Annotated in this window: 16 protein-coding genes, 3 tRNA genes and 1 pseudogene; 8 read left to right on the plus strand and 12 right to left on the minus strand. The window is 66.5% G+C overall.

All coding sequences use genetic code 11. From position 1 onward, the window contains the following. Positions 1–59 precede the first annotated feature (59 nt). Together GE115_RS09580 and GE115_RS09585 are read left to right on the plus strand one after the other, a co-directional pair. Entirely contained in the window at positions 60–662 is a 603-nt protein-coding gene (locus GE115_RS09580) for a TetR/AcrR family transcriptional regulator (RefSeq protein ID WP_153684567.1), read from the plus strand. An 86-nt stretch (positions 663–748) separates the two neighbouring features. Then, positions 749–1,774 (plus strand): lactonase family protein, encoded by a 1,026-nt coding sequence (locus GE115_RS09585; protein ID WP_153684568.1) that lies wholly within the window; start codon positions 749–751, stop codon positions 1,772–1,774. 157 nt (positions 1,775–1,931) lie between these two features. Here GE115_RS09585 and sigJ read toward each other — a convergent pair whose 3' ends face one another. Beyond that, positions 1,932–2,855, minus strand: coding sequence for an RNA polymerase sigma factor SigJ (gene sigJ / locus GE115_RS09590; protein WP_153684569.1), 924 nt, complete (start codon positions 2,853–2,855; stop codon positions 1,932–1,934). A gap of 87 nt (positions 2,856–2,942) precedes the next feature. Between sigJ and GE115_RS09595 the strand changes: the two genes are divergently transcribed. Further along, a complete protein-coding gene (locus tag GE115_RS09595) occupies positions 2,943–3,881 on the plus strand; it encodes an NAD-dependent epimerase/dehydratase family protein (RefSeq protein ID WP_153684570.1) in 939 nt (312 codons plus the stop codon). Positions 3,882–4,258: 377 nt separating this feature from the next. Here the strand turns inward: GE115_RS09595 and GE115_RS09600 are convergent, their stop codons facing one another. The 8 genes from GE115_RS09600 to GE115_RS09635 all read right to left on the minus strand — a co-directional run bounded on the left by GE115_RS09600 (position 4,259) and on the right by GE115_RS09635 (position 17,534). After that, the gene (locus GE115_RS09600; protein WP_153684571.1) at positions 4,259–4,738 is read right to left on the minus strand and encodes a hypothetical protein; all 480 of its coding nucleotides are present in this window, start codon (positions 4,736–4,738) and stop codon (positions 4,259–4,261) included. 53 nt (positions 4,739–4,791) lie between these two features. Next, positions 4,792–7,851: a hypothetical protein gene (locus GE115_RS09605; RefSeq protein WP_153684572.1), complete on the minus strand. Its 3,060-nt coding sequence runs from the start codon at positions 7,849–7,851 to the stop codon at positions 4,792–4,794. A gap of 345 nt (positions 7,852–8,196) precedes the next feature. Further along, on the minus strand, positions 8,197–8,754 hold the full coding sequence (locus GE115_RS09610) for a DUF1643 domain-containing protein (RefSeq protein WP_153684573.1): 558 nt from the start codon (positions 8,752–8,754) through the stop codon (positions 8,197–8,199). A gap of 252 nt (positions 8,755–9,006) precedes the next feature. Then, positions 9,007–9,705: a DUF6338 family protein gene (locus GE115_RS09615; protein WP_153684574.1), complete on the minus strand. Its 699-nt coding sequence runs from the start codon at positions 9,703–9,705 to the stop codon at positions 9,007–9,009. A 123-nt stretch (positions 9,706–9,828) separates the two neighbouring features. After that, positions 9,829–12,513, minus strand: a complete 2,685-nt coding sequence (gene mobF / locus GE115_RS09620; RefSeq protein ID WP_312855050.1) for a MobF family relaxase — start codon at positions 12,511–12,513, stop codon at positions 9,829–9,831. Positions 12,514–12,856: 343 nt separating this feature from the next. After that, positions 12,857–13,492, minus strand: a complete 636-nt coding sequence (locus GE115_RS09625; protein ID WP_153684576.1) for a hypothetical protein — start codon at positions 13,490–13,492, stop codon at positions 12,857–12,859. A gap of 384 nt (positions 13,493–13,876) precedes the next feature. Further along, positions 13,877–16,105 carry a hypothetical protein gene (locus tag GE115_RS09630; protein WP_153684577.1) on the minus strand — a complete coding sequence of 743 codons (2,229 nt, stop codon included), beginning with the start codon at positions 16,103–16,105 and terminating at the stop codon, positions 13,877–13,879. Positions 16,106–16,823: 718 nt separating this feature from the next. Continuing rightward, on the minus strand, positions 16,824–17,534 hold the full coding sequence (locus GE115_RS09635) for a hypothetical protein (RefSeq protein WP_153684578.1): 711 nt from the start codon (positions 17,532–17,534) through the stop codon (positions 16,824–16,826). A gap of 139 nt (positions 17,535–17,673) precedes the next feature. Here GE115_RS09635 and GE115_RS18330 point away from each other — a divergent pair, with 139 nt between their 5' ends. The 3 genes and pseudogenes from GE115_RS18330 to GE115_RS18830 all read left to right on the plus strand — a co-directional run bounded on the left by GE115_RS18330 (position 17,674) and on the right by GE115_RS18830 (position 19,146). Continuing rightward, positions 17,674–17,871, plus strand: a complete 198-nt coding sequence (locus tag GE115_RS18330; protein WP_172979804.1) for an XRE family transcriptional regulator — start codon at positions 17,674–17,676, stop codon at positions 17,869–17,871. A gap of 227 nt (positions 17,872–18,098) precedes the next feature. Beyond that, positions 18,099–18,239, plus strand: a pseudogene (locus GE115_RS19355) (tyrosine-type recombinase/integrase); the annotation flags it as partial. A 235-nt stretch (positions 18,240–18,474) separates the two neighbouring features. Next, entirely contained in the window at positions 18,475–19,146 is a 672-nt protein-coding gene (locus GE115_RS18830; RefSeq protein WP_312855060.1) for a tyrosine-type recombinase/integrase, read from the plus strand. 34 nt (positions 19,147–19,180) lie between these two features. Here GE115_RS18830 and GE115_RS09645 read toward each other — a convergent pair. The 3 genes from GE115_RS09645 to GE115_RS09655 all read right to left on the minus strand — a co-directional run bounded on the left by GE115_RS09645 (position 19,181) and on the right by GE115_RS09655 (position 19,509). Further along, positions 19,181–19,256 (minus strand) — tRNA-Phe (locus GE115_RS09645). Between the two features lie 75 nt (positions 19,257–19,331). After that, a tRNA-Asp gene (locus GE115_RS09650) sits at positions 19,332–19,405 on the minus strand. A 31-nt stretch (positions 19,406–19,436) separates the two neighbouring features. Then, positions 19,437–19,509: transfer RNA gene (locus tag GE115_RS09655), tRNA-Glu, on the minus strand. 281 nt (positions 19,510–19,790) lie between these two features. On the opposite strand from GE115_RS09655, the gene GE115_RS09660 reads away from it, so the two are divergent. Both GE115_RS09660 and GE115_RS09665 read left to right on the plus strand, forming a co-directional pair. Next, complete coding sequence (locus GE115_RS09660; RefSeq protein WP_153684580.1) at positions 19,791–21,104, plus strand: M23 family metallopeptidase; 1,314 nt, start codon at positions 19,791–19,793, stop codon at positions 21,102–21,104. Next, positions 21,097–22,398: a C40 family peptidase gene (locus tag GE115_RS09665; protein WP_153684581.1), complete on the plus strand. Its 1,302-nt coding sequence runs from the start codon at positions 21,097–21,099 to the stop codon at positions 22,396–22,398. Before GE115_RS09660 ends, GE115_RS09665 begins: the two co-directional genes overlap by 8 nt. Positions 22,399–22,412 lie beyond the last annotated feature (14 nt).

Below are 22,412 nucleotides of genomic sequence, written 5' to 3' on the forward strand. Positions count from 1 at the left end.
CTCCGCCTCCTTTGTGATACGAACGTATCACTATGCTGATATGACCGTACCATGAAGGGATGCCCCGTCTGGCCGACCACGATCACCGCCGCCGACAGATCACGGATGCCGCGCGTCGCGTGGTCGCGCGTGGCGGCCTGCCGGCCGCGACGTTCCAATCCATCGCCGCAGAAGCCGACCTCTCGGTCCGGCTCGTGCAGTACTACTTCGGAACGAAGGACGACGTGCTGCGGGCGACGAGGCAGGCTGTGGCCGCCGACGCCGCCCTCCACATCGCGTCCGCCGTCTCCGAGGCTGCGGACGCGGACGCGGCAGACCCTCGCGAGGTCATCCGGGCGATCCTGCTCGAGGTTCTCCCCGTCGACGCCGCGCGCCGCGACGACTCGATGGTGCTGAACGCCTTCTTCTTCGACGAGATCACCGGCGGCGCCTCCGACGCGCCCTCGCGCGATGCCGCAGGTGCCGCGAACTATCTCGAGACCCTTGTGCGCGATCGGATCGTGCTGACCGGAACCGACCGCCGCACCGCTGAAATCGACGCTCGGCTCATCGTCGCGGCGGCATCCGGTCTCGCCCAGGCCATGCTCGCGGACCGCGAGCTCGCGCCGCAGGCGGGAGAGCTGCTCGATCGGCTGCTCGACCGCATGCTGACGCACCGGTGAGAGCGGGCGAAGTGACCCGGTGGTATCTCGCTGACTCGAAAGGCAACCCCGTCGGCGACCCGCGACGTCGGTCATACGATCGAGGCATGACCTCCTCCCTCGTGCTCGTGGCGAACTCCGGCGACGACTCCATCTCGACGTTCCACCTGCAGGATGGCGCGCTCGAGCGCATCGCCGTCACCGAAGGGCTCACGGGCACCTCGACGTTCGTGGTCGATGCCGACCGTGACCTCGTCTACGCGGGCGTGAAGGGCGACGTTCCCGGCATCGTCACGCTCGCGCTCGACCGCGCGACCGGACGCCTCACCCCGCAATCGCGTCTCGACCTTCCCGACGGCGGCATGAACTACCTCGCCCTCGCGCGCGGCGGCAGCGTGCTGCTCGGCGCCTCGTACGGCGGTGGCTATGGGATCAGTTCGACGGTCGTCGACGGTGTCGTGTCCGAGCCGACGTCGCGCATCGAGTTCCCCAACCTGCACGCCGTGCTCCCGAGCGCCGACGGCCGGTTCGCGTACTTCGTCTCCCTCGGGGCCGACCTGCTCGCGCAGTACGCGCTGTCATCGGATGCTTCGCTGACGCCCCTCGATCCGGCGACGGTCGCCGCCCCCGACGGCAGCGGCCCTCGCCACCTCGTGCTGAACGCGGGCGGCGATGCCGTCTACGTGCTGACCGAGTTCTCGGGCGAGGTGCTCCACTACTCGCGCGATGCCGAGTCGGGCGTGCTGACCTTCCACGATGCCGCGTCGGCGGTCGACCCGTCGAAGAACCTCGGACACAGCGAGTTCGGCGCCGACCCGCTCGCGAACCATTACATCTGGGGCGCCGACCTGCACTTCGGCTCGGGCGACCGGTTCTTGTGGGCGTCGGAGCGCACCGAGAGCACGCTCGGCGCGCTTCCGATCGCAACGGATGCCTCGCCCTCGGCCGCGACGAGCTTCACGGTGACCGAGACGCAGCCCCGCGGCTTCGCGATCAGCCCCGACGGGAAGTTCCTGGTCGCGGCAGGCGAGAGGTCGACCACCGTGTCGCTCTACGCGGTCGACGGCGACCGACTCGAGCTGCGGCAGCAGGCCGAGACGGGCAACGGCGCGAACTGGGTGCGGTTCGTCTGACCCGGCCCGGACTGCGCGGGTCACCCGCGGGGAGGCGGTCAGCGCGAAGCCGCTCGCTCAGGACCGGACGGTCGAACCCCGCCAGGTCGATCAATTCCAGCTCGACTCCCGACGAGCAGCTCGTGGCGATCCTCGACTCGACGCGCTGAGTCTCGCGTCAGCGCACGCCCGCGACACCGTCGCGCAGCAGGGCGAAGAGGTCTCCGACCGGGCCGAGGTGCCCGAGCTTGTCGGGGTTCAGCTGGTTCGCGAACGAGCGCACCACGCCATCCTCGACGTGCAGGGCGAGCACCGAGAGCAGGGCTCCGTCACGGCCGCGGAAGAGCAGCGTCTGCTCCCCGTTCGCGACCGTCGGCTCGACCTGAACGCCGAGCGCCTCGCCGCGCCGCATGAGGCCGACGAGGAACCTGGCCACCGCGAGGTCGCCCGACACGGGCTGCTGGATCGCGGGCGCGTTGCCGCCGCCGTCGGCCGTCATCACCACGTCGGCGGCGAGGAGCCGCATGACTCCGTCGACGTCGCCATCGCGGAGCGCCTCGAGGAACTCGCCCGCGATCCGAGCGGCCTCCGAGGCATCCACCTCGAACCGCGCGCCGCCCGTAGCCAGCCGCTGCTTCGCGCGATGCATGATCTGACGGCACGCCGCCGGGTCGCGATCGACCATCTCGGCGATCTCGCGGTAGTCGTACCCGAGGGCCTCGTGCAGCACGAACACGGCCCGCTCGACTGGGCCGAGCCGCTCGAGCATCGTGAGCACGGCGAACGACATCGTCTCGTCGTGCTCGATGCGGTGGGCCGGGTCGGCGTCGTCGACGAGCAACGGCTCGGGCAGCCAGGGGCCGACGTACAGCTCGCGGGTGTGACGGGCCGATCGGAGCACATCGATCGAGAGCCGCGTCGCGACGGTCGACGCGAAGGCGTCGGCGCGATCGATCGGGTCGCCGCCCTGCACGCGCTCGTGCATCCGCAGGAGTCCCGTCTGCACGACGTCCTCCGCCTCGCTCACGCTGCCGAGCATGCGGTACGCGATGGAGAACATGAGCGGTCGGAGCCGGGCGGCCTCGACGACGAGATCGACCATCCGCACAGCTTGTCACACGACTTTCGCGTCGGCTGTCACACCACGGCACGGTCGTTCGTCGGAGGGGGTGAAGAGAGAGGACACATCATGAGGATCTTCATCGCAGGTGGTTCGGGAGCCGTCGGCTCGAGGCTCGTGCCGTTGCTGGTCGCGGCCGGGCACGAGGTCACCGGGACGGCGCGGAGTGAGGCGGGCGCGGCGCGGATCGCCGCTGCGGGCGGCCGTGGGGTGATCATGGACGGCACCGACCCGGCATCCATCCGCCTCACGGTGCTCGAAGCGAAGCCCGACGTGCTCGTGCACCAGCTCACCGCGCTGTCGGGCAGCTTCGACTTCAAGCGGTTCGACGAGACCTTCGCCGTCACCAACCGGATGCGCACGCTCGGCACCGACGCGCTGATCGCGGCCGCGAAGGAGGCCGGGACCGGCCGCATAGTGGTCCAGGGCTACACCGGGTGGACCAACGAGCACGCCGGGGCGGCCGTGAAGACCGAGGCCGACCCCATCGACCCGAACCCCGTGCCTGCGGCGCGCAACACGCTGGCCGCGATCGCCCACGCCGAGCGTGCGGCGGTGGCCGCGGGCGGGCTCGCGCTGCGGTTCGGCAACTTCTACGGGCCCGGGCAGTCGCTCGGAGAGGGAGGGGAGATGCTCGAGTCGGTGCGGAAGGGCAAGGTGCCGATCGTCGGCTCGGGCGCCGGAGTCTGGTCGTTCTGTCACATCGACGACGCCGTCGCGGCGACGGTGGCGGCGATCACTCAGGGTGACGCAGGCGTCTACAACATCGTCGACGACGAGCCCGCCCCGGTCACCGAGTGGCTGCCCGCGCTCGCGAACGCGGTGGGGGCGAAGCGCCCGATGCGCGTGCCGGCCTGGGTCGCGCGCCTCCTCATCGGAGACTTCGGCGTCGCGTGGATGACGACCGCCCGCGGCTCCTCGAACGCGAAGGCGAAGGCCGAGCTCGGCTGGACGCCCAAGTACGCGAGCTGGCGGGAGGGCTTCCGCACCGGCCTCACCGCCTCCTGAGCGCGCAGCGCAGGATTCAAGCCGGTGCGGCTCTGAACGACGCACTCAAGAACGCGGGCGGCGAACCGTCGAAACGAACCAGACGGCGGATTCCCGGAAAGCCTCACGAGCGCCACGAGGAATGTCCTCTAACACGAGAAACCCCCGGTGAAGCCGGGGGGTTTGTGCGGCTCCGACCGGCACCGATCCGTGACCTTTCGATTTTCAGTGAGCCTGGGCGGTTTTCGCTCAGTTTCTATGGACATGATATCGCGCTGACCAGGGATTCTTCGAAACGGTCACAGTTGGTTTCAGATGGTTTTCGCGCATTTAATGGCACATTAATGGCACAAGATTGAGCCGTCGGACCGTCATCGGGCCCAGACAGATTGACCGACTCAAGGTTGAGTTCGTGGGTCAAACCCCGGCTGCGTGCGCGGCACGAGCGTGGGTTCAATAGCTTCGCCCAGGTGATGGATGCGCCAGGCACTGTTGGGCAGAATGGCGATCTCCGGGCGCCACACGAGCGTGACGTGCATCGAAGCAATAACGGAGTAGAGGTCGTGGTTGATGTGCTCGTCGGTCTCCACGAGGCGCACATATGCCACGTCGGGCGCGCCGACTCCGTACATCGCGGTCATGCTGATCTTTAGCCGGGTTGCGAACACCGCGCGTGCCCGCGAGAAATCCCCCCAGAACTCGAGCGACTCCGGAGTGATGAACGCCCCGGCGAGCAGACTGCGTTTATCCGGGTGTTCCATCTCAAGCCCTGTGCGAAAGACATCCACGAAGAGCGCGGGATGCCAGTCTGGGAGAGACTCGTAGGCGACCAACGCATCGTCCTCGTCTGTCCAGCCGTTCATCGGTTCCTCACTCACGACTCCATCGTGGCGTACGCGTCCGACGCTCGACGTAGCTCTCGTGGGTCCGGTTATGTGCCGCCCTCCGTGAGCACCGTGCGAACGCTATGGGCTGGATCAGCAGCTAGGGCGTCGAGAACGCCTGGGTACTTCCGATCGGTTTGCTGAACCAAAGCCCGGGCCAGAGCTCGCCGAACTCGAACGTCGGGATCTCTTGCTAAGCGTTCCCCGAGATGTTCTGGTTCGCCATGTGTCGCCCATAATCCTGCGACCAGGCTCCGGATCGCCCATCCCTGTGTCGCGAGGAAGGCTAGGTCATCCTTTACTGTGTCACCAAGGCGCTGAAGCGCCATTGTCGGCCAGTAGTCCTCCTTCTCGCCGAGCAGCGAGTAGACGACACGCCTAACTTCTTTGCGTTGGATCTCAGTTGAGGCCAGGGTGGCCGCCAATGCCAGTGCCTGTCCACGGCTGCTGCGCGGCATCCCGTCTATGCGAAAGCCGCCGAGCTTGTGGGTGTACTGCTCGTTGAGGGCGTCGTGATCGGACGGCGTCGGGGAGGTGGCGAGCCTCATCGCGGTTTCGAAGTGTGTAGTCCGCTGCGCCTCGGTGAGGTGGCGCCCCAGGTTGCTTGCAGCGATCAGATACTCACCGCGGTCACCGGAGTTGATGTGCGGATCGTCGGCGCGAACAAGTAGCGCTGCGGTAGCGGTATTGATCAACTCGGGGGCGAGATGGGTAACTAGCAGTGAGTCTCCAACTGCGTTCGTACCCGCGCTGTAGACGCCGGCCGCGTGGGTCAAGGGCGAGGTGAGCCGCGCCAGTGCGGCGGACGCAACGTCTGGGTCGATGTCTGACGGATCACCCAGAGCGAGGGTTTCTTGTGCCCAGTGGTTCCCTGCTGCGGCGAGCGCGGTGAGCCCGTCGTGAGCGAGCGCGTTGTACTTCTCGATTACGTCTCGGGTGGTATGGGTTCGGGCTCCCTGCGCGCGTCCGAGGAGGGGTACGAGGTGTGCCATGGCGCGGGGAGCCAGACTCGGATGGCGGACTGCGATCCTCGCCACGGCCAGGGCCTCGTCGTCGTCGTGGTAGCGGTAGTGGTTCTCCTCCACGACTGGTTGACGCTCAAAATGACTCAGCGCGGCGGTTGCGGAGGCGAGATCGATGCGGCCGGCGATGCCCGCCAGTGCCCTTATCGCGTTGTTGTATCGGGAGGGCGCGAACGCGCGCAGGTCGGGGCGGGTCCCCTTCTCCGCCGCATCCAACTCATCGGTGATGTGTTCCGCGATGGAGCTCACCAAGGCGTCCGGGACGAGATCTGCTTGTGCCGAAAGGAGGCGGTATGTTGCGCCGACGGTCCAGTAGTTCGGTGCATCTAGATCAGCGGTGATGTCGAGGAACTCGAGGGACAGAGACTTGCCGAGCGTCTCGATCTGTTTGGTGGCGCCGACCTGAGCGAGGTGGTGGGCCGCCAGTGCAGGTTCATCCGACTCGATAAGGATCGACGCGAGCACCCGTCGCGCGCGTTCCTCGCCCACCCAGTCGCTCGTTGTGATTGCATCACGTAGAGCCCGTTGAGCCGAGATGGCTCCAGAGCGAAGGTTCCCCTCAGCCAAGGCCGACAACGAATCCACATAAGCGCTCTCAGACGTTGGCACGAGGGGCTTGGAGCTTCCCATCTCCCGGATTGCGGTCTGCAGAGGCAGGAGTTCATTGCTGGTGAATGGGTTCCAGCGTGAGCGGTAGGCGCGTCTGCTGAAGATCCACGTCGACGCCTCGCCCCACTGGGAGGCGAGAGAAGCGAAGCCGGAAGCTTCATCCCATGCGAGGTCCGCCTCCACGAACTTCTGGTGCCGCGCAAGGCTGCGCGCGTGGCGAGCGGTTACAAGACCGGAGATGCCATAGCCGAGGGTCAGTTTTCGGGCATCAGTGAGAAGCTCCGTCCAATCGTGGGTGGACTCGGCAACAAGGAGTCGGAGCCTCGTAACTAGTACCTCATCGAGAGCGGGAAGTCGCGAGAACTCGGCAAAGACAGGGGCGGCTCGATTGAGCCAATCTGACTCATCGCCGGCAAGAGCAGTTTCGCCCGCGAGCAGGATCAGACGGGCCTGGTCAGCGGGATCGCCGTTCCGCAGGCTATCGATGTCCGGAAGGTAGCCGAGTGGGTTTATGTACAGACTGATCGCCGTCTCGATCACTTTCCGATAGCGGTCAACTGTTTCATTGCCAGCGGCCAGATTCGACAACTCGTCGATACGAGATTGCGTCAGCTGAGCTGTTGCTGAGAGGCCCTGGTCGAGCGCCGCCCAGAAATCGTCTAGGACCTGTCGTGCCGCCTCAACTTCCTGTCCAGTGCGCGCCAGCAGGCGAACGCGCTCCTTGTCGTGAGAAGCGGCGTGAGGCCCGAAACCCGCCTTCCGAAGAGCGGCCTGTCCTTCCTCGATCAGGATGAGTGCCTGTGTTGCCTCGGTTGTGATGGCGGCCTTGTCGAAGAGTTCCTGGGCCCCCGTAGAGACTTCCGGGGTGCGCGCGATCGCCTCTCTCACGGCCGCCGCGTCTGCCGAGGGGACGTGCGCAACGTCGATCTTGAACGGCAGGCAGAATGCCTCCGCCGTGGGCATACCGAAGTACTCGATGACGATCTCGGGACGACCCCGCAGGAGTGTTGAAAGTTCCTGGGCATCCCAGAGGTCTATGACGATCGGGTGGAGTGCCTTGCGCTGGGTTGCCAGTTCGTCGATCGCTCCAGTGCTCTTGACTGCACAGGCGACGCCGATGATCAGTCTCTGAACCTCGAACGGTCGCTTTGTGTCACGAAACTTCTTCACCGCAGCCCTCAGCTGTGATGCGTAGAACCGGTTGTAGTTCTTGCTCTGGAGTGCAACGCCTGCGCCATCTGGTGCCAGCGCAACGATGTCGAGGCCGAGCTGAGCCTGGCCGCGCTCACCGTAGAGCTGGGCGTCGCGGAGTCCCTCTACGTCTCGCATCATTCGCAGCTGGAGTCGCTCGAAGTTCTCCCACGACAGGGAAGTGAACGGGAGTTCGTCCAGCTTCCCGATAACCGGCGCCGGCGTTGAGGCCGACGCGGGGGCATACAGCGACGACGAGAGTGACAGCGGCTTCCATTCATTCATGCGTTACCCGCCTCGCCCACTTTTGTTGGTCCCAGTGTGTTGGGTCGACACCGTCAGATTCGATCCTAGAAGTAGCGTCGTACGCTCCAGATAGAGGACATGAAAGACGCGACCCGACCCACCGCAGGAACCCCTGGCGTCCCTCGGGTTGGGACCCGACCGCTGACGTATCCGTGCTTACGGTGGCGGAGTCGCGTCGAGGCCCGCCGACGGTACCCCGGACGCTAGGAACTCGCCAGCTCTAGACCGCGGCACAGCTCCGTAGTCGCCGTTGGACTAGTCGGCAGGACCGAAGCCGCGCCCTACGGGGGAGTGGCTGCGGCCCGTGCACACCCAACAACGCAGTCACAGATAGTGTTTCGCCGCAGACAGATCCAGCTGGCCTCGCCGAGGAGTCAGATGACGAGGCTCGCGCTTCGTCGTGAGATCACCGAAGTAGAAGATGCGGATCCCCAGACTCATTACCGTGCCAAGAACTGCCGATCTGGCCTGGCGGATGGTCGAATTCGGCGGGTTGCCCCAAGCACCGAAGATCTCACTGATGCCGTTGGCCTTCAGGAAGGCCCCGATTGCCAAGCAGTTCTGGTCGCTGATCTTCTGATCAAACGACCGCAGATTCTTGGGCTTGGTTGCTCGTTCTGGGTACAGGTTTAGCATCACCCAGCCGGAGTGCCCGAGCGTAACGCTCGCCTCTGCTGCTCGATTCACAGTTGTATCGGAGGTGTTCTCGTTGGCGTGCGATGGATTCATTCCGAGCAGGACCAGCGGGCGTGAATTGGGCGCTGATCTGTTGATCTGACCCAGGATGAACCGATGCCCGATAACCGCGGGATCGGGAGACCAGAGGTTGGGCGCGAGCCCAGGCGGATACGAAACCACCCGGAGAGGTGCAGTGGGAGTCATTCGTTTCAGGATGCGGGATGCAGGCCAGAGGGTGTCATGCGTGGCAGGAGGCGCGTGCTCCGCGGCTTGCCCCGATGGGGTTACCGCTGCTTCGACGCCGCATCCGAACCGCCGGAAGGGCCGGTCGGTGGCTTGATCGGCCGTTCAGGTCGCTGTGCGGGCCGAGCGCCCTCTTCAACCTGTCGCGGACCAGCGCCACCGGTAATCGCGCTGGGACGTCGCTTCTCGTTCTCACCCATGCGTCTCCATCTCCTAGTCGGTCGGCTCGCCATCGAGCCACTCCACTACTGCACTCTCCGGTACAGCCAACCAAACTCCAAGGGAGCGGTCTACCTCGCGAAGAAATCTGCCGTCCTTATCAAGTTCCCACTGCTCTTCGATAAATATGTCTCGACCGTGCGGATACGTGCTTACGTACGACCGCTGCCCGAAGAGCCCACCGAAATACACCTCTTTGTCGAGGCGGACCCGAACCCATCGAACTGTGATCCCCTCGTAGGCGGCCATGTCCCATGCGGTCGGGAATGACTCAGGTTTGTTGATCAGCTTCGTCTTCGTCTTTGTGACGACCGATCCGTCACTCCTCTTGGAGGTGACTTCGTAATCAACGCGCCGACGGTTCACGAAGTACGAGGCCACGCCGGGGATCACCACCAGGAGGCCCAGCAGCGCCGAGGCCACCGCCCAGGATGGCCACGTCGAGTAAGCACGCTCGAGAACGCCCTGGGCGACCTCGAGTGAGTAGTTGAACACGAAGATCACCAGGGCGCTCGCGCCGTAAACGACTATGAATACGGCGCTAATGAAAAGCGCGTCCAGTACGCGCGCGCCAGCGCCATAGTCAGGGTCACGAATTCCGACCAACCAGGTCTTCACGACCGCCCAAGTCAGTCCCGGAACGAGCATTAGCACGAACGCGGCGATCTGCGGCAGGGACTCAGGAACGTTCACGCGCCCACCCTATGGCCAACACCGAGCCGATCCGATCGAATCGACCACGGCGTCGCCCAGTAGTCCATCTGCCGTATCTGATCCCACTCGGCAATGACGTTCCATCCGGCGTTGACGCATTGCTCATCGACCCAGAGCTACTTCCGGCTTCCTCCGTGCGGAGCCTTGAGTGAACCTGGTCTCGCCTACTGAGCTCGGTCTAGGGCGTTGCTTCTCTGAGTCGGAAGCGAGCCCACCCACGGCCTCCCGCGCAGCCGCAGTGGCTTTCGTGAGCCCGCGATCGGTTCGGTCTCTTCCCGAAGCGAGGACGAACTGCTCGCGGGCATCATCCACGTCAGCTGCGACGACATGCACGCGGTTCAATTTCCGCCCACGCGTCACCCCCACGTATACACCCGTCGCACCTATCGCATCACCGACTACCGTGTGCGACTCGTTCACCGTCATGCCCTGAACCCCGTGGGCCGTCGAGGCATACGCGAGATGCGCGTACTTCGCGACGTACTCAGCTGGAAGCCGGATCGATCGCGGCCGATGCCCACCGGCACGCTCGGTCACCCACACCGCGCCATCCTCGCCCACGCTCTGAACAACCCACACCTGCCGATTCGCCACCCGCAAGCCAGAGTCGTTCCGCCGAGTCTGAACCACATCGCCGCGCCCGATGCTTAGCGCATCGCGCCCCATTACCGTGCGCCCGTCATCGACATCCCCGGCCCGCACTCGCTCCTCGCGTATCCGCGCATTCAGTTCGCGCGCCGCGTCGTTCGTCGCAACGGTGATCGTGCAACCTTCGCGCCATTCGCGCGCAAGCGCCTCGAGCTGCGCATCCGGGCTCTCGTGAATCGCAACGAGCCCGAGCGCGCACAACCGATCGAAGACCGCCTCCGGATGATCCCCGCGCCGCATCTGCACGGTCACCGCTGCGTACTCCGGGTCAGCGAATCGGTGCACGGCCATCATGCGATGGACGCGGGGGAGCAGCTGTGCGGCCATGTCGAGCACGCCACCCCTCCCGACGGCGGCGAGCTGCGCACGGTCGCCGACCAGCGCCACGCTGGCACCCGCCTCGGCGGCGAGGGTCAGCAGCGCGAGCGCGGTGTCCTGGTCGAGCATGCCTGACTCGTCCACGACGATTCGCTCGCCGAGCGTGAGTCGAGCGGATGCCGCGGGGCCAGCGTATGCGGCATCCGTTTCGGGGTCGTGGTCGCCGACGGCAAGCCGGGTCCACACGCCGTCGCGATTCCACCGCCACCCGTGCTCGTGCACGAGCTTGGCGATGCTGTCGGCCGCAACCCCGAGTTCCTGGCGCGCAACGTCGGCCGCCTTCTTCGTCGGCGTGACCACGCGGGTCTTGCGACCCTGTATCGCCGCCGCCTTGATCGCAGCGGCGAGCATCGTCGTCTTGCCCGCGCCGGCCGCGCCTTCCACGACGACGAGCGATTGAGTGGATGCCACGGCCGCAGCTGCGCGCGTCTGTGCCGGGTCGAGTCCGAGTCGCTGAGCGATGCGCGACAAGTCCGGCGTGCGTTGCCGCGGCCGCGCGGCACGGGCCGTGAGCAGATCGCGCAGCCGGGTCTCGACGGCAATCACGTGCACGCTCGTCAGGTGCGCTACGTGCTCAGGACGCGGCCCATCGGGCGGAAGCACTGACAGGCAATTCTCCTTGGCGAGCTCGGTGGCGAGCGTGATGAACTCGCGCAGCGGCGTCGGGTCGGCCTGCACGCCGCCCTCGGTCACGAGGTGCGAAACGCGCTCCTGGATGTCGTGCACCGTCCACGTCGACGCGGCGGCCGCGCAACGATCGAGCGCGCGGGACGCGACTTCCTGCACGCTCAGCTCATCGAGCGCGAGGGCCCGTTGCGTCGGCACGCGCTCGAGATCAGGTCGATAGCCGGATGCCTCGAGCTCCCGTCGCCACGCATACTCGCTGCCGAGTTGGGACGGCTTCTTGTGCGGCCGCTCGTGATCCCAAGCCATCGCGGTCAGCCGCGACATCGCGGCTGGCCCGGGTTCCTGGTCCGGATGCGTCGCACGCCAGCCCTTCTCGAACTGCGCCAGGTTCCGTGCAACCTGCTCGGCGCGTTTGCTCATCGCCGCGTTGAACGGCTGCAGCTCGGTGACCTGGGCTGTCACCGGATCGAGCGTGAGGCCATGTGCATCGAGCGTGGCCGCGAGCTGCGGGTGCGCCGCGATCACGGCGGTGCCGAGCGCGCGGATGGCACCTTGCTGCCGGAACAACGCGGCCGTATCGAGACCTCGCCACGCGGCATCCGCCCACACTCGTGTGCCGATCTGGAAGTGGATGTGCCGGTGCGGGTCGCCGGCCCGCGAGGTCTTGTGCGAGACCGCGACCGTCTCGAGCTGCTCGACCGGCACTACTCGCTGTGCCCCGCGCGGGCCGGCACGCGTCACCGAGTGCTGCCCGAGCCAGACGCGAATCTCGGCGACCGCTTCGCGCTGCGCCGCATCGAGGGCATCGGATACCTCGGGGTGCAGCGCCGCGGCGATTGACAGCGACTTCGGCGCGTTCACGACCATCTCAGCGAACCGCGGCGATCCGTGGCGTGAGTCTCCAGCCTGGCGGGGCGTGCCCATCGACTCGCCGGTGAGCGGGTTGATCCAGTCGACCCACTGCGCGTACTGGTCGGGAGCGAGCGCGCCCTCGCCGATCAGATCACCTTTGCCGTCGACGACCGAGAACTCGGCCAGCGCCGTGCCGCCCTCGAGATAGTAGTCGTCGGCGCGGGAGCGATCGGACTCGAGGTATCGGCGCGCGTCGGCCCCGGAACCTCGGTACAGGATCACTCCACCACGCATTGCGTTCCTCCGAGCCAGCTCAGGTTCTTGCAACTACCCACGGTAGCATACGTCCATTCGGGTGCCCGCGTGTGAATTGAAACGGTGGGAATCGTCGCGATAGTCCTCTGGCCTACACCCGATTGTCGAGTTCATCGACCGACTCAATGATGTGGATTGGGACGCGTGCAGCTTCGTCCGACTGAAATCCGGAGGCGGCCGGTGCTCGCATCGGGGTGGAGTTGTCGTCGGAGTGGTAGAGATTCGGGCTCGACGATGCCGCGACGCTTTCGCGTCAGGTCGGGGTCGAGTTGCTTCGTCGACTCGGTGACGTCGGATGATCCGAGCCTCTCTAGGGCGCGGACGACTCGTCCCTTGCTGCCTTCCTCAAGGCTTCGTATGCCCGTCTATCCTCGTCTTGCTGCGCCCACCACTCCTCGACCGCACTGCTGTGCTGCCCGAGCTCGGCCAAAGCGTCAGCGACGTCTCTGGACAGCGTCCGTTCATCCCGCAGCCAAGCTGCGATCGCCTCGAGCCCGAGCTCGGTGACGCGGCGCACGGCGTCCTCGTGGTTGCGTCCGCAACCACTGCTCGGGAGAGCCCAGGCCTCACCGATGCTGCGACGGACGTCCGTCACAGCTCCACGAAACTCCGACGAGGGCAGCAGCGCGATCTCGCGCTCAAGTAGCCGGTCCCGGTCGTTCCACCAATCGGGGAAACCCTCGTCAAACGGCAGCTCAGAGTCGTGGGGCCGATTGTTCGGGATCGGCGGCTGCGCCATGTGTAGAACGGTCATCAGCTGGTCCTGGATGCGCGCCGCCGCCGGCCGTGAGAGATTCCAAAGTTCGGCCCTTCGGTCCTCATCCCGAGTGCGACCAGCCTCAGCGCGGGCTTCTCGTGCTCGGCGGGATTGGAAGAACTCGATGAGGAGCACGCCAAGGAGCCCGCCGGCCAGCGCGATGCCCGCGCCGAGAAGAACTTCGCTCATGGCTTGGAAATCGGTTCGATGAGCGGGCAACCGGGACTCGTGGCGACCTCGTGCTCGCGCGGTTCTACAGCCATGTCCCCTCCGACCACGTCCTGGCACGTGTGGTGCACAGGCTGGCGCGGCGCGCACTCGCTGGCGGCTGCGTGCCGAGCCCAGATGGGATGGCCTTGCGCGACTTCTGACCAGAAGCCGGAGGCGAGCGGTCTGTACGGCACATTCAATGGCACCGAAGGCTGTTCGCCTCCCCTCGCAGGCGATCGACCACCTTTGCGCGTGCGCGATCTGGCGGGGCCTCCAACGGATACGACGCTTCAAGCGTCAACCTTTCGCTCAGCCCGGAATGAGCGCGTGCCCTGTCTCCGCGTCTCGGTGGGGTGAGCCCTTTCAATTCGCCCAACTGAATTCCGGGCCGCCCGAGTCGGAGGATGCTCTGTACTCGCGCAGCCCGAGATTCCGGCGACACGACTCGATTGCGGTGCCAAAGACACCGAGGCCGCTTCCCGGTTGTCCCCATCTCCATGGATGGTCGTCGTGGTACGGCGGCAACGAGAGGTCTCGATTGGTGAGGATCAATGGCATCAAAGGGATCTTGCGACGGTGCAGCGAAATCCAACCGCCATACTCTTCGACTGCCGAACGAATCGTGGTGGTCTCGGCCTGTGAAAGCGATTCCTTGAGGGTCGCGAACAGCACGATGGAGGACATGTCCTTGACAGTCAGTGCACGCTGGATAGCGAAGAGGTTCTCGACGTCGTTGGCGTCGATTGCGTTTCGATTCTTGACCTCGCCGATCACGACTGTCCACGAGTCCTCAGGAAGTATCGTGGCCAGGTCGACTTCGATAGGTCGCCGTTCCGGTAGCTTCACCTCGAGACCGAAGACCGTGCTCTGGGGAGGACCCTCGACGTGACGCAACCCCGCAAGAACAGCGCGCGTCGCCATCGCCGGGAGGAAAGCACGAACCTTCTCGGGCGAAAGGTGAGCAGCTAACCGAAACTTCCAAACGGGCTTCGTGAGCGCCAGCGCAAGCGCCAGCCTGATGTTCTCACCGCAGAACTCGCATTGAAACACGGTTGCGATGTTCTCGGCCGACGAGCGGGTGCGAACGCGGCATTGGGGGCATTGCAGTTCGAGTACGGGGACGAGGAGGCCCGAGTTGAGCAGTCTTCTCACCTCGGTGCGTACGTAGTCGATCGGCTCGGTGTTGTGCGCCATGAGTCGATCGGGCCAGTCGCCGCGGTGCGCCAGTAGCGTCTGCTCGATCTCTTGAAGTGTCATCCCCCCGGTCCGAGCTGCGGCTGTCTGAATCACCTCCCGGAGGCCCGGCTGAGCGAGCGCGCCGCTTTCTGGTCCTCCGAATAGTTCGGCCGCGCGCGTCTGAAACTTTCCCTCATCCGACTGGTCAACAACGACCCGGTCATCGTCGAACAGGAGTCGCATAACTTCCAAGTTGTATGCGCTCGGAATGGCTACTTCTCCTGCAGTGGCTTGGATCGCAACCACTGGGCCGACAGCAGATACACGAACGTGGTCTGCTCCTCGCGCCAAGGCACCTTCGATCAGACGAGCATGCCGGCGATGCGGTGGGATAGCCACAGTGAGACGTGGGTCAATACCCGAGGCATCATGGAAATCGACCTCCGCGGCGACTACGCCCTGGAAAGGGCCGCTGGGATCGGCGAGCGGAACGGTGGGGATTGGGATGTGGATGGTGCGGGAGGATGCGTTTTCCTCAACGCGGAATGGCGATGAGGCAATTGGAGCGTGACCCGGAAACCATGCACCCGAAAGCGCCGAGTCTCTCGGGTGGTCATGAACGCTGACACCAGCTTCTCGCGCCCACAGTTCTAAGTGCTCGCGTTCGCGTGCTCCCAGATCCTCGAGACCCCATATGTGTACGTCTTTTGCTTGCTCCGCGCCTTCCGATGGAGAATCGCGTTGGGGCACCCCCCGATCCATCATCATCGTCAAAACGGCGCGGTTGAAATCCACCGCCCCGGAGGCCAGTGGATACGTCTCCCCACTAACCGAACGACAGTTCCAGAACCAGGCCACGTCTTTGGGATCGTCATTGCGCACCACGCAGAGCCCCCGCGGCAAGGGATCGACGTATGACTTCTCAAGGCGAAGCAATCGACCCGATTCCTGAACAGGCGCATTCATACCGTGCGAGTCAGGTTGCGCGAGTCCCATGAGCGCCTCGACGGTGAGGCGAGGCACCATTGGTCCTGACCAAGGGTTGTAGAGCTTGGTCTGCTGGAGGACCGCGGCCGGCAAGAGCCCCTTCACGAGCCCGAATTCGCCCGTCGAGAATGGTCCCCACTCTCCTCGCCCTCTCCACGCGTAGCCAGGGACACGCAGCAGTTCGGCGAGCTCACCGTCGGCGTGATCGGCGTAGAGGCTGTCCAGATTGAACAGGCGTGCTTGCTCGCGCAATGCGGCGACCGGTGTGTTGCGATCAAGGATTGGAAGATGGATTCCACCCCAGACACGGCATAGTGCTCTGATCGCTTCACGCACTTCCGCGTCGTCAGATGTGTCGACGAGCAGACCGACACGCCAAGGTCGGACGTTCACACGCCCGCGGTAGAAGGCCGTTGTGGCACGCGCCATGAAGATCTCCAGCTCTACTTCGGGATGAGAACTCGACTGATCGTTGCCCCCGGGGCGAACTAGGCGTCGTGATCCGGTATTGGCCAATTTAGTGCGGCAACGATGACGTCGGAGTGTGAGGTTCGCCGCTCAGTGAGATTCGGTCTCTCCTTCTCGAAGATGTCCGAGAGAAACCGGACAACGGCTCTTCTGAAACGACCGGAAGTTCGGTTGTCCTCATCGAGTGCTTGTAGCACGCGAACGTCGGCGTGCGTGTGCGCGGTCTAGCTGTCTCGCAAAACGATCACCGTAACATCGCGAACCTCGCGCGGTTACTTGTGGAGTGCAACTCCAAGCGGCTGTTATCGTTCGCCTTGTCGCCGTACGAGCGCTTCAAAGACATCTCTCCCAAGGAGGGTGGCCGCTGCCTTCCATCCCCGCCTCGGGGCCGCGATGAGCCGACAACGCGGGCCCGAGGCGACAGCTCCGGTCCCCACGCTCCATTCATCTCCGCGGACCTCCTCCGCGCTTCCCGATCGAGCCTGCAGCGACGCGATCCACGCTTCGTTGAAAGTCACTGGGCGCTGTGACTTTCGCCGTTAGATAGCGGCCTTCTGTTGCCGGTAAGTGGCGGCTTGGTGTTTCGAAAGCCGGTGCCTCTGATCGGTCGGAGCTGTAGCCGGCGGCTTCAGAGCAGCTACCAAACGTAGTGCCTCAGCTCTCATTCTCACGTGTAGTGTTAGCCGGCGCGACCGCGCCTTCCAGGCGGCAATAACCCGCGCTCTCGCGCTCTGGTGACCCAGCCCTGCGCGGTGGAGAGGGCGACGCTATTGATCTCTGCCATGGTCGCGCTCGGGTTCTTGTCGCCCTTCCGGGAGAGGTGGCCGTGCTGCAGGGCGACCAGCTCGTAGAAGTCGGGTGTCTTCTTTGGGTCACCGAGCGGGTTGAGCAGGTCGCGCTCGCTGATCTTGTGACCTGAGGGCAGCGCGATCTTGCCGCCGGTGATCGTCTCGGTGCGCTTCATCGCGAAGAGGCGCTTGTTGATCGCAGCCTCGATGCGCGCGGTCGGCAGCTCGCGCAGGAGCTGGCTCGTGATCGGGTCGCCCGGGCGCCAGGGGAGGTAGATCACGCCGGTGATGCGGATCTCTTCGGGTACGGCGAAGAGTTGGCGCTGCAGGCGGATCATCACGCGGGTATGCGTGGCCTCGTGCTCGAGGTAGCGCCAGCGTCCGTCGATCGTCTCGTTCTCTCCAGAGGTCCGCTCGCCATCCAGTTGTGACTCGGTCGTGGCGCTGTCGTCGTACCCGAGCACCGCATCGATCTGCGCGCTCGCGTCGTCGTCCCGCTCGCCGGGAAACCGGCTGGGCAGGTACCAGCCGTCGGGCAGGTCTTCGGCGAGCAGCAGGCCGTCGTGCGACTGGTCGCCTCGGCGGTGCGAGGAGTCCGACATGCGACGAGTCTGCCACACAACTCAGGTACTTGCCGAAACCCGCGACATAGAGCATAATCTCAGGTACTTGCAAATAGCCGCGCGAGGGTCGGCGGGCACGAGATGCCAGCCGGCGACCGATGAGTCGAGGGGGAGCGTCATGGTCGACACCGCACTGAGGGTCGAGTATCTGAGCCGAGTCGAGGCGGCCGAGCGATGTCGCATCCCGGTCTCGAGCTTCGACAAGCTGCGTCACGACGGGCTCATCCCCGAGCCCGACGCCCGGATGGGCAAGCACCTGCTCTGGAGCGCCGACACGATCGACGAGCTGCTCGCCCGCGGTGGAACGGAACACTGATGGCCGGGCGGCCGACGAAAGACACCCCGTCGCGGATCGATCCGCGCACCGGTCGGCCGCTGCCCGAGGGTATCCCCTGGCGTACCGATAGACAGCGGTATCAGGTCCGCGTTGTTGGCCCGAGCGTTGACGGGGGAGCGGCCGAGCGCTCGCGCATGTTCCTGACGCTCGCCGAGGCCAAGCGCGAGCTCGCGAAGATGGTCGCCGGTCGCAACCCGAATGGCTCGATGACCCTCGAACAGTGGCACGAGAAGTACTGGCCGGCGATCGAGTCATCCGTTCGCCCGGCGACCGCTCGCGGCTACGGCGTGGCCTGGCGTCTGCGCGTGAAGCCGAGCCTCGGCCGGCAGCGGCTCGAGGACATCACGTCGCCGATGATCGAGTCGGCCATGGTCGCCTGGTCGGCCGGAGCATCCGCGAAGAACGACGCGCTCGCCGTGCTGTCCCGTCTGCTCGATGGCGCGCGGCGCTCGCGGTTCATCGACTACAACCCGGCTCGCGAGGTGAAGCGACCGAGCATGCGCGAATCGGTCTCGCCGATCTCGCGGGCACTCACGCTCGAGCAGGTCCGCACCCTCCTCGAGCTCGTACCCGAGGGCGCCTATCGCAACTACGTCGCCGCGCTCGTCTACACCGGCATGCGGGCGGGCGGGCGAAGCGACGGCGCTGCGCGTCGGCGACGTCGACTTCGAACGCGGCATCATCCGGGTCAGTCGGTCGCTGAGCCCGGGGCAGCGCGGCGAACTGATCGAGCAGTCGCCGAAGAGCCACAAGTCGCGCGAGGTTCCGCTGATCGACGCGCTGCGCCCGTACGCCGAGCGGGCCGCGCGCGGCAAGCAGCCGAGCGATCTGCTCTTTTCTGGGCCCGACGGCGGACGCCTCACGAACCACAACGCTCGCCGCGGGGTCGACTGGGAGGCGCTGCGAAAGGCGATCGGCCGGCCCGACTTGCGCGTCCACGACCTCAGACACACGTTCGCGACGATCCTGTTCGATGCCGGCGCCAGCGCTCCCGACGTGCAGGCGACGCTCGGCCACTCGAGCCTGCAGGTCACCGAGCGGTACTCACGCGCTCGCGAAGGCGTTGCGCTCCGGGCCGGTGCCGCTCTCGATCAGATGCTCGGCGAGGCGGACACGGGGAAGGCCGGCGACGCGTCGGCGCCGAAGAGCTCGAAGCGCAAGACCGCCGAAATGGCCCGCCGGGCGACCCGTGCCGACCTTAATGGCCCAACAATGGCCCGCCCTCAGAGCAGGCCCGACACGATCGCCCGCTGAAACAAGAAAACCCCCGGTTACCCGGGGGTTTTGATGGTGGCTCCGACCGGCATCGATCCGGTGACCTTTCGATTTTCAGTCGAACGCTCTACCAACTGAGCTACAGAGCCTCGTGGCATCCGTGTGGAACGACTGCCGCGATATAAGGAGAAAGCCCCTTCTTGCGAAAGGGCTGTCGCCTTGAGCGACCCTGACGGGACTTGAACCCGCGACCTCCGCCGTGACAGGGCGGCACGCTAACCAACTGCGCTACAGGGCCATGCTTGTGAAATTATACCCGCCGTTAGGCGTGACCCCAACGGGATTCGAACCCGTGCTGCCGCCGTGAAAGGGCGGTGTCCTAGGCCGCTAAACGATGGGGCCGGAGGTTTGTGTCTGGCACAACCACCGAGAGGAAAGCATACGCGAGGCTCGAGAAGATTCCAAAACGAGGCCGCGAGGGGCTGCGAGCCGGGCGCGTCGCCCGTCGCGGCACGCGGAATAGAGGCCGCGAACCGGCGCCGAACCACCCGACGCGGCATCCCGCCCCGTTCCCGCCACGCGGAGCCGGAATCCCGGAATCCCCGCGCGGCCGTGCCTAGGGTGACTCTGACCGCCTGCTTGCATACGGCGCGGGGAGCCCGACCCTGCGTGGACGGGGAACCATGGACCGAACCACTGCACACCGGCCCGATACGACGCGCCGACGAGGACAGAACGCGCGTCGCACGACCCTGCGCCGCACCCTCTCGGGCCTCACCGCGATCGCCCTCGCGATCACCCTGCCGCTCGCGCCGGGCGCACCGGCGTCACCGGCATCCGCGGCGACCTACCCGTCATGGGACGAACTGCAGGCCGCCAAGGCGAACACGGCAGCGGGCGCGGCGGCGGTGCAGCAGATCATCGGACTGATCGCGGAGCTCGAGGCGAATGTCGAGGCCACCCGTGCCGAGGCCGAGCGTCGCATGGTCGCGATGCTCGAGGCTCAAGACCGCTACGACGACGCGGTGCGGCGCGCCGACGAGATCCAGGCGCAGGCGGATGCCTCGGCCGCCGAGGCCGACACCGCGAAGCGCAACGCCGGGCAGGTCGCGGCGCAGCTGTTCCGCACGGGATCGAGCGATCTCGGCGTGAACCTCATGTTCGACTCGGGCGACGCGGCGACGACCGACGCGCTGCTGGCCAAGCTCGGCAGCATGGACAAGATGGTCGAGCGCACGTCGGCGGTCTACGAGCGGGCGCAGGAGCAGGCGAACACCGCGCGGTCGCTCGGCGACCAGGCGAAGGTCGCGCAGGGCGAGCGCGAACGGCTGCGCATCGCGGCCGAGGAAGCGCTCGTCGCAGCGCAAGAGGCGCAGGCGGCCGCCGAGGCCGCGCTCGCCGAGTCGCAGGCGAAGAAGCTCGAGCTCGAGGCGCAACTCGCGTTCCTCCGCGACGTCGAGGCGAAGACCACGGCCGCGTACGAGGAGGGCGAGCGCATCCGCAAGGAGGAGGAGCGCAAGCGCCGTGAGGCGCTCGAGGCGGCCCTGCGCGCAGGTGCCGCCGGTACGGTCTCGAGCTCGGGCTGGGCAAGGCCCGCATCCGGCGGAATCACCAGCGGCTACGGCCCCCGCAGCTCGCTGTGCGGCGGCGGTTACTGCTCGGGCTCGTTCCACTACGCCTACGACCTCGGCACCGGATGCGACGCGCCCATCTACGCGGCCAACGCCGGGGTCGTCACGATCGCCGGCTGGAGCGGCAGCTACGGCAACTACGTCAAGATCAACCACGGCGGCGACATCTCGACCGGCTACGCGCACATCCGCGACGGCGGCACGCTCGTCGGCGGCGGCCAGTGGGTCGAGGCCGGCCAGTTGATCGCACGCAGCGGCACGACGGGTGCGTCGACCGGATGCCACCTCCACTTCGAGGTCTGGCACGGCGGCGCCCGCATCAACCCGGGCCCGTTCATGGCCGATCGGGGCGTGGGCCTTGGCTGAGCACCGCACGCGCCCGATCTCGCGGGTGAAGCCGGCGACCGTCTTCTCGGCCGTCGCGATCGGCGCGGTCACCGCCTCGGCGGTCGCCGCCGGCGGACCCGCCCAGGCGGCGCCCGACTACCCGTCGTGGGCCGACATCGAGCAGGCCAAACAGAACGAGCAGACCAAGCAGGCCGAGATCAACCGGCTCGGCGAACTGCTTGCCGGCCTGCGAACCGCAGCGGATGCCGCGATCCAGGCGTCAATGGTCGCCGACGAGGCGTACCGCAACACCGTCGTGAAACGGGATGCCGCAGCCGAGCGCGAACGCACGCTCGGGGCCGAGGCGGACGCGGCCGAGGCGGTCGCCGAGATCTCGCGCATGCGGGCCGGGCTGCTCGCGGCGCACCTCGCGAAGACCGCGGGCGGCGACCTGTCGTCCGAGCTCGCGTTCTCGGGCGACCCCGACGGACTGCTCGACCAGCTCGGCATGGCCTCGCAGCTCGGGCAGCGCTCGCAGACCGTGTACGAGCAGGCGCTCGCCGACCGCAACAGCGCGGCATCGCTGCGCGACCAGGCCTCGACGGCCGCCGCCGAGCGCGAGCGGCTCGCGCTGCGCGCCGAGCAGCAGGCGGTCGAGGCTCGCGAGGCCGCTGATGCCGCGAACGCCGCCGTCGCCGAAGCCGAGCAGCGCTCGGGCGAGCTCTACGCCCAGCTCGCGGTGCTCAAGGACACGACGGCGGAACTCGAGCGCGAACGCGCCGAGGGCGTCGAGCAGGAGCGCGCCGCAGCGGCGGCAGCGGCGGCCGCGGCCGCGGCGGCAGCCGCGGAGCAGGCCGCGAACCGGCCGCCGCCGCCCGCGCCGGGCGGTTCCGGTGGTGGCGGCGGGGGAACCCCGGGCGGGTCATCCGGCGGCGGGGGATCGGTGCCCGGACCGCCGAACGCCAGCGCCGTCGAGACGGCGATCTGGTTCGCGAGCCAGCAGCTCGGCGAGCCGTACGTGCTGGGCGGCGCAGGGCCGAACGTCTGGGACTGCTCGGGCCTCACGAAGGTCTCGTACGCCCAGGCCGGCATCTCGATCGGCACGCACTCGGCGACCAACCAGTACCGCACCCTCGCGGGGCAGGGCAAGGCGGTGCCGCTCTCGCAGATCCAACGCGGCGACCTGCTGTTCTGGGGCGGCGGTGGCGACTACTACCACGTCGCGATCTACCTCGGCGGCGGACGCATCCTCGAGGCGCCGCGTGAAGGTGTGCCGGTGCGCGAGTACTTCATCTGGGGCTCGCCCGCCGCGGCGGCTCGCCCCGCGGGCTGAGCGAGCCGCAACGC

The organism is Agromyces agglutinans, assembly GCF_009647605.1.
In the GTDB taxonomy this organism is placed as follows: Bacteria; Actinomycetota; Actinomycetes; order Actinomycetales; family Microbacteriaceae; genus Agromyces; species Agromyces agglutinans.